This is a genomic window from Mesorhizobium sp. M2A.F.Ca.ET.037.01.1.1, from assembly GCF_003998075.1.
In the GTDB taxonomy this organism is placed as follows: Bacteria; Pseudomonadota; Alphaproteobacteria; order Rhizobiales; family Rhizobiaceae; genus Mesorhizobium.
This window is the reverse complement of the sequence record NZ_RZSA01000077.1, coordinates 1-11,785: the sequence shown is the minus strand read 5'-3', so window position 1 is coordinate 11,785 and position 11,785 is coordinate 1. Positions and strand designations below refer to the sequence as shown.

The 11,785-nt window shown below is 64.9% G+C and carries 10 protein-coding genes; 9 read left to right on the top strand and 1 reads right to left on the bottom strand.

Annotation, left to right across the window (positions count from 1 at the left end; translation table 11 throughout):
* Positions 1-172 precede the first annotated feature (172 nt).
* The 4 genes from EOA27_RS06480 (at position 173) to iolG (ending at position 4,179) form a co-directional block, all read left to right on the top strand.
* On the top strand, positions 173-1,162 hold the full coding sequence (locus tag EOA27_RS06480; protein WP_245467295.1) for a sugar ABC transporter substrate-binding protein: 990 nt from the start codon (positions 173-175) through the stop codon (positions 1,160-1,162).
* Between the two features lie 76 nt (positions 1,163-1,238).
* Positions 1,239-2,348, top strand: a complete 1,110-nt coding sequence (locus EOA27_RS06475) for an ABC transporter permease (protein ID WP_245467296.1) — start codon at positions 1,239-1,241, stop codon at positions 2,346-2,348.
* Positions 2,348-3,166, top strand: a complete 819-nt coding sequence (locus EOA27_RS06470) for an ATP-binding cassette domain-containing protein (protein ID WP_127249770.1) — start codon at positions 2,348-2,350, stop codon at positions 3,164-3,166. The genes EOA27_RS06475 and EOA27_RS06470 overlap by 1 nt, the downstream gene beginning before the upstream one ends.
* 20 nt (positions 3,167-3,186) lie before the next feature.
* The gene (gene iolG / locus EOA27_RS06465; RefSeq protein ID WP_126080061.1) at positions 3,187-4,179 is read left to right on the top strand and encodes an inositol 2-dehydrogenase; all 993 of its coding nucleotides are present in this window, start codon (positions 3,187-3,189) and stop codon (positions 4,177-4,179) included.
* A gap of 14 nt (positions 4,180-4,193) precedes the next feature.
* Here iolG and EOA27_RS06460 read toward each other — a convergent pair whose 3' ends face one another.
* Positions 4,194-5,303: a Gfo/Idh/MocA family oxidoreductase gene (locus EOA27_RS06460; protein ID WP_126080062.1), complete on the bottom strand. Its 1,110-nt coding sequence runs from the start codon at positions 5,301-5,303 to the stop codon at positions 4,194-4,196.
* A 158-nt stretch (positions 5,304-5,461) separates the two neighbouring features.
* Between EOA27_RS06460 and EOA27_RS06455 the strand changes: the two genes are divergently transcribed.
* The 5 genes from EOA27_RS06455 to EOA27_RS06435 all read left to right on the top strand — a co-directional run bounded on the left by EOA27_RS06455 (position 5,462) and on the right by EOA27_RS06435 (position 11,641).
* On the top strand, positions 5,462-6,307 hold the full coding sequence (locus EOA27_RS06455) for a MurR/RpiR family transcriptional regulator (protein WP_126083614.1): 846 nt from the start codon (positions 5,462-5,464) through the stop codon (positions 6,305-6,307).
* Positions 6,308-6,462: 155 nt separating this feature from the next.
* Positions 6,463-8,397, top strand: a complete 1,935-nt coding sequence (iolC, locus tag EOA27_RS06450; RefSeq protein ID WP_126080063.1) for a 5-dehydro-2-deoxygluconokinase — start codon at positions 6,463-6,465, stop codon at positions 8,395-8,397.
* A 51-nt stretch (positions 8,398-8,448) separates the two neighbouring features.
* A complete protein-coding gene (gene iolD, locus EOA27_RS06445; protein ID WP_126080064.1) occupies positions 8,449-10,299 on the top strand; it encodes a 3D-(3,5/4)-trihydroxycyclohexane-1,2-dione acylhydrolase (decyclizing) in 1,851 nt (616 codons plus the stop codon).
* Positions 10,300-10,449: 150 nt separating this feature from the next.
* Positions 10,450-11,364 carry a myo-inosose-2 dehydratase gene (gene iolE, locus EOA27_RS06440; RefSeq protein ID WP_126080065.1) on the top strand — a complete coding sequence of 305 codons (915 nt, stop codon included), beginning with the start codon at positions 10,450-10,452 and terminating at the stop codon, positions 11,362-11,364.
* A gap of 64 nt (positions 11,365-11,428) precedes the next feature.
* On the top strand, positions 11,429-11,641 hold the full coding sequence (locus EOA27_RS06435; protein WP_126080066.1) for a DUF3329 domain-containing protein: 213 nt from the start codon (positions 11,429-11,431) through the stop codon (positions 11,639-11,641).
* Positions 11,642-11,785: the final 144 nt, after the last annotated feature.

The window sequence follows — 11,785 nt, the reverse complement described above, 5'->3', positions numbered from 1 at the left end:
AAAGCGGCCTGACCGGGAGGGTCGAGGCCGAGACTAATGCATGTCGCCCAAAAGTGCGAAGCGGTTTTGGGAGAACGACGTGCATCAAATCAAAGGCTTAAAGCGTGTCGCCTGAATCCGTTTCAGCGCGAAACGCTTTAAGGACGACAACGATAACTTGAGGAGAACCACTATGAGTGCCTTATTCTCGATGTCCGGACTGCGAAATGCGCTGAGCGCGGCGGCGCTCTCGCTCGCCTTTGCCGGCGCCGGCATTCTGCCAGCGCCGGCCCAGGTGAAGAAGGAAAGCGATGTGCGCATCGTCTTCGTCACCCACGGCCAGGCCAACGACGTCTATTGGAGCGTGGTGAAGAACGGCATGCAGGCCGCCGCCCAGCAGCTCGGCGTCAAGGTCGAATACCAGGCGCCGGAAACCTTCGACGTGGTGCGCATGGCGCGCATGATCGAGGCCGCCACGGCCTCGAAGCCGGACGGGCTGGTCGTCTCCATTCCCGACATGGACGCGCTGAAGGCGCCGGTGGAAGCGGCCAAGGCCGCCGGCATTCCGGTGGTGGTCATCGACAGCGGCGAGGAAGCGGTGGAGCCCTGGGGCCTCGACCTCTTCGTCGGCGGCGGCTCCGAATATGACAACGGCGTCAAGGCCGGCGAGATCATGGCCAAGGCCGGCGTCAAGAAGGGCGTCTGCATCAATCACGAGGTCGGCAATGTCAGCCTCGACAAGCGCTGCGAAGGCTACAATGACGGGCTGAAGAAGAGCGGCGGCTCCTCCGACGTGGTGGCGGCCACGATGGACCCGACCGACGTGACGCGCCGCGTCGAGGGCTATCTCACCGCGCATCCGGACGTCACCGGCGTGCTGACGCTGGGCCCGACGGTCGCCGCGCCGCTGCTCAAGATGTTCGAGGACGCCGGCACGATCGGCAATTACAAGATCGGCACGTTCGACCTGTCGCCCGAGATCCTCTATGCCGTCGCCAAGGGCACGATGATGTTCGGCATCGACAACCAGCAATATATGATGGGCTACTATCCGGTCGTCTTCCTCACCAACAAGGCGATGTACAAGACCTTCCCGACATCGGCCGTGCGCACCGGTCCGTCCTTCATCATGAAGGAGGACGCGGCCGCCGTGCGCGATCTCAGCAAGGCCGGCATCCGCTGATGCTATAATGGCCCGCCGGCGAAAGGCGCTGGCGGGCCCTTGTTGGATGCCCTGGACGCTTATTGGGATGACGATCGTGACCGAAGCTCTGAACCCGGCTCACCCGCCCGAGCCGAAGCCCGTTTCGCGACGCCTGGTGCGCCTGATGCGGCGGCCGGAGCTCGGCGCCATCACCGGCACCATCATCGTGTTCCTCGCCTTCGGCATCACCGCCGGCAACAGCGGCCTGTTCTCGATGGCCGGCATCGCCAATTTCCTGCAGGTGTCGGCGCAGCTCGGCATCCTCGCCGCAGCGGTGGCGCTGCTGATGATCGGCGGCGAGTTCGATCTTTCCCTCGGCTCGATGATCGGCTTTGCCAGCGTCACCATCGGGCTCTGCGTCACCCAGTTCGGGCTTTCCATCCCCGCGGCGGTGGCGATCGCCTTCGTCATCGCCATCATCGTCGGCGCGCTGAACGGCATCCTTGTGGTGCGCACCAGGCTGCCCTCCTTCATCGTCACGCTGGCCGGCCTGTTCATCCTGCGCGGGCTGACGCTCGCCATCACGCGCACCGTCACCGGGCGCACGCAGATCCCCTACATCACCGACGGCCAGGAAGGCGGCTTCGTCGTCTGGCTGTTCGGCGGCAAGTTCGGCGGGCCGGTCTTCGCCTGGCTTGCAGCGCATGGCGTGATCGCCGCGCGTCCCGACGGCTCGCCGATGGTGCAGGGCCTGTCCATGTCGATCCTGTGGTGGGTGGCGGTGACCGCCTTCGCCACCTGGCTGCTGATCAAGACGCGCTTCGGCAACTGGGTGTTCGCCGTCGGCGGCGACGACCGGGCGGCGCGCAATGTCGGCGTGCCGGTCGACCGGGTGAAGATCCTGCTGTTCATCGGCACGGCGCTGTCGGCGACGCTGTTCGCCGTCATCCAGGTGCTGGAGGCAGGCTCGGCCGATACGCTGCGCGGCACGCAGAAGGAATTCCAGGCGATCATCGCCGCGGTGATCGGCGGCTGCCTGCTCACCGGCGGCTACGGCTCGGCGATCGGCGCCATGTTCGGCGCGCTGATCTTCGGCACGGTGGAGATGGGCATCTTCTACACCGGCATTGACACCGACTGGTTCCAGGTCTTCCTCGGCTCGATGCTTTTGATCGCGGTGCTGGTCAACAATTACGTACGCCGCAAGGCGACGGAGGCGCGCTGATGACTGACGCCGTTCCGCTCATCGAACTGCGCAACGTCACCCGCCGCTTCGGCTCGGTGACGGCGCTGCGCGACATGTCGTTCGCCGCGCATGCCAGCGAGGTGCACTGCCTGCTCGGCGACAATGGCGCCGGCAAGTCGACGCTGATCAAGACGCTGTCGGGCGTGCACACGCCGAGCGAAGGCCAGATGTATGTCGACGGCAAGCCGGTGACCTTCACCTCGCCGCGCCAGGCGCTCGACGCCGGCATCGCCACGGTCTTCCAAGACCTGTCGATGATCCCGCTGATGAGCATCACGCGCAATTTCTTCCTTGGCCGCGAACCGGTGAAGGGCTGGGGGCCGGCCAGGCGTATCGACATGAAGACGGCCGACGCGATCGTCTATGACCAGCTCGGCAAGATCGGCATCAATGTGCGCGACCCGCAGCAGGCTGTCGGCACGCTTTCCGGCGGCGAGCGGCAATGCGTGGCGATCGCGCGCGCCGTCTATCACGGCGCCAGGGTGCTGATCCTCGACGAGCCGACCTCGGCGCTCGGGGTGCACCAGGCCTCGATCGTGCTGCGCTATGTGGCGCAGGCGCGCCAGCGCGGGCTCGCCGTCATCTTCATCACCCACAACATCCATCACGCCTATCCGATCGGCGATGTCTTCACCATGCTCAACCGCGGCCGCTCGCTCGGCACGTTCCGCAAGGGCGACATCAGCGAGAAGGAGGTGCTGGACATGATGGCCGGCGGCCGCGAGATCCGCGAATTGCAGCAGGAGCTGGAGCGCTTCACCAAGCCGGGATCCGGCGCGGAAGCGGTCACCTCCTGAAAGACTGAAAAGAGAGAAAAATGATCGACGCCGCATTGTTCGGCGCCGGGCTGATCGGCTCGGTGCATGCGAAAAATCTTGCCCGCCATCCGGATGTGCACCTGCGCACCATCGTGGACCCGCGCCGCGACGCGGCCGAGCGGATCGCGGCCGGCACAGGCGCCGAGATCGCCGATACCGCGACGGTGATTAACGACCCGTCGATCAAGGCGGTGGTGATCGCGTCGGCCACCCGCACGCATGCCGAGCTGATCATCGAAGCCGCCGCCAAGGGCAAGGCGATCTTCTGCGAGAAGCCGATCGACCTCGACATCGCCAGCACGGACCAGTGCCTGGCTGCCGTGGAGAAGGCCGGCGTGCCGCTGCAGATCGGTTTCAACCGGCGCTTCGATCCGTCCTTCGCCGCTGTCAAGAAAAGGATCGACGCCGGCGAGATTGGCGCGGTCGAGCAGGTGATCATCACCAGCCGCGACCCTGAGCCGGAAACCGAGGAAGCGCTGGCCGGCGGCGGCGGCGTGTTCCGCGAGATGACCATCCATGATTTCGACATGGCGCGCTTTCTGCTCGGCGAGGAGCCGGTGGAGCTCTTCGCCACCGGCTCCTCGCTGGTCGAGTCCTACTACGCCAGGCTCGGCGACTACGACACGGCGATGTTCATCCTGCGCACGGCGTCCGGCCGGCAGTGCCACATCAACAACAGCGTGCGCGCCGTCTATGGCTACGACCAGCGCATCGAGGTGCATGGCGCGAAGGGCATGCTGCAGGCCGGCAACCGCACGCCGACCTCGGTCAGCCTCAGCGGCGAGAGCGGGATCGCGGCCGACCGGCCGCTCTATTTCTTCGTCGAGCGCTATGCCGAATCCTACGAGGCCGAGCTCGACCATTTCATCCAGTCGGTCGCCGCGGGCCGGACGCCGGCGGTCGGCGCGGCGGACGGACGCAAGGCGATGATCCTATGCGAAGCCGCCCTTGCCTCGGCGAAATCCGGCCGATTCGAGCCTGTCCGGTTCTGACACGTTTGCCTGGCCTACCTCACATCGACCCAGCGCTGCTCCTGGAAGGAGCGCGCCATGGCATGCACGGTGCGCTCGATCTCCAGCCCCTCGTCGAAGTCGATGATGCGGGCCGGCTTGCCGGCGATGCGCATCAAAAGCTCGCGGCATTCGATCATCTTGAGGTCGTTGAAGCCGAGGCCATGGCCGGGCGCCGGCAGGAAGGAATCGTAGGGCTTGTGATGCGGCGCCACCAGGATGGTGCGGTAGCCCTGCTCGGTCGGCCGGTCGGCGGTGAGGTAGAGCTGGAACTCGTTCATCCGCTCCTGGTCGTAGAGGATCGAACCCTTCGAGCCGAATATCTGGATGGCGATGCGGCCCTTGCGGCCCCAGGCCGAGCGGTTGACCAGCAGCGTGCCGGCGACACCGTTTTCGAGATGCATGAGCACGCTGGCGATATCATAGGTCTCGACCGCGCGGCGGGCGCCCGAAGCGGTCTTGCGGTCGGCATAGGGTTTGGCCATGTCGCACATGACGCGCGAAACGCGGCCGAACAGTACCTTGATCAGCGACAGCGGATGGACGGCGAAATCGTCGAGCGCGCCGTAACCGGACGAAGCCTCGTGCTTCCAGAAGAACAGCGCTTCCGGGTCGGCCATGAAGTCCTCGTCCATCTCGATACGCACAAGGTTGATGTCGCCGATGATCTTTTCCTCGAGCAGCGCGCCGATATGGCGGATGGCGGGGTTCTGGATGTAGTTGTAGCCGAGCCCGGCGACCCTGCCGGATTTCCTGGCCGCGGCCGCCATGGTCTCGGCCTCGGCGAAACTCGGCGCCATCGGCTTCTCGCACCACAGATGCTTGCCGGCTTCGAGGATGGCGATCGCCATCTCGGGATGGAACTGGTTCGGCGTGGTCAGCGAGACGACATCGACCTCCGGATCGTTGACCACGGCGCGCCAGTCCCCGGAGCCCTTGGCGAAGCCGAACTCGCCGGCCTTGCGCCGGGCCAACTCGTCATTCACCTCGCCCAGATGCACCAGTTTCGGCTTGTCGACATCGGGAAAGACGGTGCTCACCGCGTTCCAGGCGATGGCGTGGCACTTGCCCATGAAGCCCGTGCCGATGAGGCCCACTCCGACCATGTCGATTGTCTCCGAGACGAAGGAAATACTGGTGTGGATTGATTAGTCCATTTTGGCTGCGAATGGAACATACAAATCATTTTTTATGGTGTTCTTGCGCGAACTCGCTATGATGAGGCAGGAGAGGGACAGACCTTATGGGCGCGGACGGAGTGACGATGGACGAACGGGTGCCTCGCGATTTCGAAACGCTGCGCGCGACGATCCTGGACAGGCGCGCGAGCCTGCCCAAGCGCATCGCGCAGATCGCCGCCTATGCGCTCGACAACCCCGACGATATCGCCTTCGGCACGGCGGCGAGCATCGCCGCCTCGGCCGGCGTCCAGCCCTCGACGCTGATCCGTTTTGCCCAGCAGCTCGGCTTCGACGGCTTCACCAGCCTGCAGCAGGTTTTCCGCGAGCGGCTGCGCGAGCGCAACTCCTCCTATGACGAAAGGCTGGCGGCGCTGCGTGCCAAGGCGGAGGAAGGCGCCGGCCACCGGGCAATCTTCGACGGCTTCGTCGCCGCCGCCAGCACCTCACTCAGCGACATTTCGCGTGCGTTGAACGACGCGCATTTCGAAGAGGCGATCGCACTCCTGGCGAAAGCCGAGACCATTTATGTGCTGGCCAAGCGCCGTTCCTATCCGGTCGCCGCCTACATCGCCTATGCGCTCGGCAAGCTCAAAATCCGCAACCAGCTGGTAGAATCGGCCGCGGGGCTCAATGCCGAGATGATCGGCTTCGCCACGCCGCGCGACGCCGTCATCGCCATCAGCTTCTCGCCTTACGCGCCGGCGACCATCGAGGAGACGCGCGCGATCGCAGAAGAGGGCGTGCCGATCGTGGCGATCACCGACTCGTCCTTCTCGCCGCTGGCGCAGTTCGCCAAGGTCTGGTTCGAGGTCGCCGAGGCCGATTTCGGCGGTTTCCGCTCGATCTCGGCGACGATGGCGCTGGCCATGGCGCTGACCGTTGCCGTCGGCGAAAAGCGCCGCGAAGCCGGGCGCCGGCGTAAGGGCTGAACCCTGCCGGCGGAGTGCTTTTCGGCATGGGAACGCTCATTCCATATTGACTGCTGATTGGAATTAATATTTCATATTGGCGACATCACGCCGTCGCTGGCGCGCGCTGTCCAAAACGACGCTGCTCTGCACAACAAGGCCGATGGGAGGTTCGAATGGGCGAAGCCGTGGAAGGGAAATACCCGCCGCTCGACGTCATCACCATCGGCCGCGCCTCGGTCGATCTCTACGGCCAGCAGATTGGCTCGCGGCTGGAGGACATCACCTCTTTCGCCAAGTCGGTCGGCGGCTGCCCGGCCAATATTTCCGTCGGCACGGCAAGGCTCGGCCTGCGTTCGGCGCTGCTCACGCGCGTCGGCGACGAGCAGATGGGCCGCTTCATCCGCGAACAGCTTCGGCGCGAGGGCGTCTCCGTTGACGGGTTGAAGACCGACAAGGAACGGCTGACGGCGCTGGTGCTGCTTTCGGTCGAGAGCGAAGGCGTCTCGCCGATGATTTTCTACCGCTCCGACTGCGCCGACATGGCGCTGGCCGAAGAGGATATCGACGAGGCCTTCATTGCCTCGGCGCGCTCCGTCGTCGTCACCGGCACGCATTTCTCGCGGCCGAATTCCGATGCCGCGCAGCGCAAGGCGATCCGGCTGATGAAGGCCCGAGGCGGCAAGGTAGTCTTCGACATCGACTATCGCCCGAACCTCTGGGGCCTTGCCGGCCATGCCGAAGGTTTCGAGCGTTATGTCAAATCCGACCGTGTCTCAGCGCAGCTGAAGACGGTGCTTCCGGACTGCGATCTCATTGTCGGCACCGAGGAGGAGATCATGATCGCTTCCGGAGCCGACGACTGTCTGAGCGCGCTGAAGACGATCCGTGCGCTTTCCTCGGCCACCATCGTGCTGAAGCGCGGCGCCAAGGGCTGCATCGTCTATGACGGCCCGATCAGCGACGACCTCGAGGACGGCATCGTCGGCAAGGGTTTCCCGATCGAGATCTACAATGTGCTGGGCGCCGGCGACGCCTTCATGTCCGGCTTCCTGCGCGGCTGGCTGGGCGGCGAAAGCTTTGCCACCGCAGCCACCTGGGCCAATGCCTGCGGCGCCTTTGCGGTGTCGCGCCTGCTCTGCGCGCCGGAATATCCGACCTTCGAGGAGCTGCAGTTCTTCCTGAAGAACGGCAGCAAGCACCTGGCGCTACGCAAGGACGAGGCGATCAACCACATCCATTGGGCAACGACACGCAGGCGCGACATTCCTTCGCTGATGGCGCTGGCCTGCGACCATCGCGTGCAGCTGGAGGATGTCGCGGCCAGGGTGGGCGCCGATCAATCGCGCATTCCGGACTTCAAGGTGCTGACGGTCAAGGCGGCGGCAAAAGTCGCCGCCGGCCGCGACGGCTACGGCATGCTGATCGACGAGAAATACGGCCGCGACGCGATGTTCGAATTCGCTCGCCATCCTTTCGCCTGGCTCGGCCGTCCGGTCGAGCTGCCCGGATCGCGGCCGCTGCGCTTCGAATTCTCGCAGGATATCGGCTCGCAACTCACCGAATGGCCGGTCGACCATTGCATCAAATGCCTGTGCTTCTATCACCCGGACGATCCGGAAACGCTCAAAGTCGAGCAGCAGCAGAAGCTGCGCGCGCTGTTCGAGGCGGCGCGGAAAGTCGGCCGCGAACTGCTGGTCGAGATCATCGCCGGTAAGCATGGCAAGCTCGACGACACCACCATTCCGCGCGCGCTGGAGGAACTCTATGCGCTGGGCATCAAGCCCGACTGGTGGAAGCTCGAGCCGCAAGCTTCCGCAGGCGCCTGGGCGAAGATAGAACAGGTGATCGTCAGGAACGACCCATGGTGCCGCGGCGTCGTGCTGCTGGGGCTGGAAGCGCCGCAGGACGAGCTGGTCGCGGCCTTTGCGGCAACGGCCAATGCGCCGATCGTGAAAGGATTTGCCGTCGGTCGCACCATCTTCATCAACGCCGCCGAACAATGGTTGGCGGGCCGGATGTCGGATGACGAGGCCATCGCCGACATGGCGTCCCGTTTCGAACAGTTGACCGAAGCGTGGCTTGCCGCGCGCGGCCGTAAAGCAGCATAAGAAACGGGCAGCATAAGAAAACGGCGTCAACGAAAGCCGGAGGAAACGACAATGACGAAGACCGTTCGCCTGACGATGGCGCAGGCACTGACCCGCTTTCTCAGCCGGCAAATGACCGAGCTCGACGGCAAGACGGTGCCGATCTTCGGCGGCGTGTGGGCAATCTTCGGCCATGGCAATGTCGCCGGCATCGGCGAGGCGCTCTACCAGGTGCGCGACGAACTGCCGACCTTCCGCGCCCATAACGAGCAGGCGATGGCGCATGCGGCGATCGCCTATGGCAAGGCGAATTTCCGCCGCCGCTTCATGGCCGCGACCTCTTCGATCGGCCCCGGCGCGCTGAACATGGTGACCGCGGCGGCGCTGGCGCATGTGAACCGGCTGCCCGTCCTGTTCCTGCCCGGCGATGTGTTCGCCAACCGCCTGCCCGACCCGGTGCTGCAGCAGGCGGAGGATTTCTCCGACGGCACGGCGAGCGTCAACGACTGCTTCCGGCCCGTGTCGCGCTATTTCGATCGCATCACGCGGCCGGAGCAGATCATCCCGGCGCTCAACCGCGCGATGCAGGTGCTGACCGATCCAGCCGAATGCGGCCCGGTGACGCTGTCGCTCTGCCAGGACGTGCAGGCCGAGGCCTATGATTATCCGGAAAGCCTGTTCGCCGAACGGATCTGGACGCCACGGCGGCTGCGCCCCGACCGCAACGAGCTTGCGGCCGCCGTCGCGGCGCTGAAAGGGGCGAAGAAGCCGCTGGTGATCGCCGGCGGCGGCGTGCTCTATTCGCAGGCTTCCGATGAACTGGCGAAGCTGGTGCAGGGCGCCGGCATCCCGGTCTGCGAGACCCAGGGCGGCAAGTCCTCGCTGCCTGACGATCATCCGCTCAACATGGCGGCGGTCGGCGTGACCGGCACCTCGGCCGCCAACCGGCTGGCGGAGGAGGCCGACGTCGTGCTCGCCGTCGGCACCAGGCTGCAGGATTTCACGACCGGTTCCTGGGCGCTGTTCAAGAATGCCGGCCGCACCATCATCGGGCTGAACACGCAAGTCTTTGATGCGGGCAAGCACTGGGCGCTGCCGCTGGTCGCCGACGCCGGCGAAGGGCTTTCCGAACTGGCCGCGGCGCTGAAGGGCTGGACGGCGCCCGCCGCCTGGACCGACAATGCACTGAAGGGCAAGACGGAGTGGCAGGCCGCCGCCGCCAAGGTGACGGCTTCGACCAACGCCGCCTACCCTTCCGATGCGCAGGTGATCGGCGCCGTGCAGCGCGCCATGGGCTCGGGCGTGACGCTGCTGAATGCGTCTGGCGGCCTGCCGGGAGAACTGCACAAACTCTGGCAGGCGGGCGCTCCCGGCTCGTATCATGGGGAATACGGCTTCTCGACCATGGGTTACGAGATCGCCGGCGGGCTCGGCGCCAAGATGGCCAAGCCTGATCAGGAGGTCGTCGTCATGGTCGGCGACGGCTCCTATCTGATGATGAATTCCGAGATCGCCACCTCGGTGATGCTTGGCCTGAAGCTCACCATCGTGCTGCTCGACAATCGCGGCTATGGCTGCATCAACCGGCTGCAGATGGCGACCGGCGGCGCCAACTTCAACAATCTCTTGAAGGACGCGCGCCACGAGGTGCTGCCCGATGTCGATTTCGCCGCGCATGCCGCAAGCATGGGTGCCATCGCCGAGAAGGTGGCGTCGATCGCCGAGCTGGAAACGGCGCTGGCCAAGGCGAAGAAGAACGACAGGACGACCGTTCTGGTCATAGACACCGATCCGCTGGTTTCGACCGAGGCCGGCGGCCACTGGTGGGACGTCGCCGTGCCGGAGGTCTCGGCGCGACGCGAAGTGAACGCAGCGCGCAAAGTCTACGAAGAAAAGCGTCAAATGCAGAAGATCGGAGATTGAAGCTGACAGCGCAGATCCCCTACCTCCCCCTTGTGGGGAGGTCGGACCGAAGGTCCGGGTGGGGGTCGGCGCTGCCCCCTCCCCGCTGCTTCGCAGCGACCCTCACCACAAAGGGGGAGGGTAGGAACGAACCGACATTGGAGTGACGACTTGAAAGCCAAACTGGGCATGTCTCCCATCGCATGGTGGAACGACGATCTCGTGGAACTGAGCGACGACGTGTCGCTGGAGGAGTGCCTGCGCCAGTCGCGCTCGGCCGGCTTCACCGGCATGGAGATGGGCCGCCGCTTCCCCAACGATCCCAAGGTGATGCTGCCGATCCTGAAGGAGGCCGACGTCACCCTTTGCGGCGGCTGGTTCTCCGGCACGCTGGTCAACGAGGACCTGGCGAAGAACAAGGACCGCATCCAGCCTATGATCGACCTGTTCAAGGCGGTCGACGCGCCCTGCATCGTTTATGGCGAGGTCGGCCGTTCGATCCAGGGCGACCGCTCGAAGCCTTTGGCCACCAAGCCAAAACTTTCGGACGACGAGATGAAGGCCTATGGCCGGCGCGTCACCGAATTCGGCGAATGGTGCGCGGAGCAGGGCATGCCGCTTTCCTACCACCATCACATGGCCGCTGTGGTCGAGACCGAGCCGGAGCTCGATGCCTTCATGCGCAACTCCGGCGAAGGCATCCCGCTTTTGCTCGACGCCGGCCATCTCGCCTTTGCCGGCGGCGATGTGCTGCGCGCCATCGACAACCATTACAAGCGCATCAACCATGTCCATCTGAAGGATGTGCGCATGGGTGTGATCGAGGGGCTCGACCGCTCCAAACAGTCCTTCCTCGATGCCGTGGCGCTCGGCGCCTTCACCGTGCCGGGCGACGGCTCGCTCGATTTCGGCGCCATCGTTCAGCGTTTCGCCGATTATGGCTATGAAGGCTGGTTCGTCGTGGAAGCCGAACAGGATCCTAAGAAGAACCCGCCGCTCAAGATGGCCCAGGTCGGCCACAAGGAGCTGATGCGAGTGATGACAGCCGCCGGCTACACGGTGGAGACGCAAGGGTTTCCGGCCTGAACGGTGGATCTGGTCCAGCGCCCGGTTTATCCGTTGCGCTTTGGGCAAATCCTGGATTGGCGTGATGAAAGACTATGAGCATCCCTTCTTCCGGCCGTTGTGGCGACGCATCGCCGTCGTCGCGGTCTGCCTGATCTGGTCGGCGATCGAGTTCGCCTCCGGCACGCCGTTCTGGGGCATCATCGCGCTCGGCTTCGCCGGCTATGCGGTGTGGCAGTTTTTCTATCTCTACAAGCCGGCGGAGGAGGCGAAGCCTCCGGCCGAGCCGAAGGAATGAGGCGGAAGCCATGGCGCGGACGTTTTTGCGGATCGGGTGCTGCGTGCGTCATAGATCGCATACGTCGGCGATTGGCCGGAACGCACCTCGCTTCGTCATCCTAGGGCGGAGCAAGGAGCGCAGCGACGCAGCGCAGGCCTAGGA

Excerpts from the sequence above, each read along its gene's own strand:
- EOA27_RS06480 (WP_245467295.1), top strand. The coding sequence starts at position 173 with ATGAGTGCCTTATTCTCGATGTCCGGACTGCGAAATGCGCTGAGCGCG.
- EOA27_RS06470 (WP_127249770.1), top strand. The coding sequence starts at position 2,348 with ATGACTGACGCCGTTCCGCTCATCGAACTGCGCAACGTCACCCGCCGC.
- iolG (WP_126080061.1), top strand. The coding sequence starts at position 3,187 with ATGATCGACGCCGCATTGTTCGGCGCCGGGCTGATCGGCTCGGTGCAT.
- EOA27_RS06460 (WP_126080062.1), bottom strand. The coding sequence starts at position 5,303 with ATGGTCGGAGTGGGCCTCATCGGCACGGGCTTCATGGGCAAGTGCCAC.
- EOA27_RS06455 (WP_126083614.1), top strand. The coding sequence starts at position 5,462 with ATGGACGAACGGGTGCCTCGCGATTTCGAAACGCTGCGCGCGACGATC.
- iolC (WP_126080063.1), top strand. The coding sequence starts at position 6,463 with ATGGGCGAAGCCGTGGAAGGGAAATACCCGCCGCTCGACGTCATCACC.
- iolD (WP_126080064.1), top strand. The coding sequence starts at position 8,449 with ATGACGAAGACCGTTCGCCTGACGATGGCGCAGGCACTGACCCGCTTT.
- EOA27_RS06435 (WP_126080066.1), top strand. The coding sequence starts at position 11,429 with ATGAAAGACTATGAGCATCCCTTCTTCCGGCCGTTGTGGCGACGCATC.